General features: G+C 49.4%; 1 pseudogene. It reads left to right on the top strand.

From position 1 onward, the window contains the following. Positions 1-53 precede the first annotated feature (53 nt). Positions 54-259, top strand: a pseudogene (locus ACKX14_RS16120) (hypothetical protein); the annotation flags it as partial.

Consider the following 259-nt stretch of genomic DNA (forward strand, 5'->3'; position numbering starts at 1 on the left):
TCTCTGGAATCACTGCTCCAGATTTCACCAGAATCCTGAAAGAGGAGATCAGAATGTCAAAAAAACAAGGTCTTGTTTTGTGCACTGTATTCATGGTCGTGATGCTTCTCGCCGCCTGTTCAGATGCCGCTGCACCAACAACAGCGCCTCCCGCCATATCTTCAACAGCGACCGCTGTACCAACCACTGTGCTGATTCAACTGACCGCAACCGTCGAAGCTCCCATAACCTCTGCCACGTTGCAGAATGACTCATTAAT

The sequence above is a fragment of the Thermorhabdus hydrogeniformans genome (assembly GCF_049310025.1).
GTDB lineage: Bacteria > Bacillota > Thermosediminibacteria > Thermosediminibacterales > Tepidanaerobacteraceae > JBJYKD01.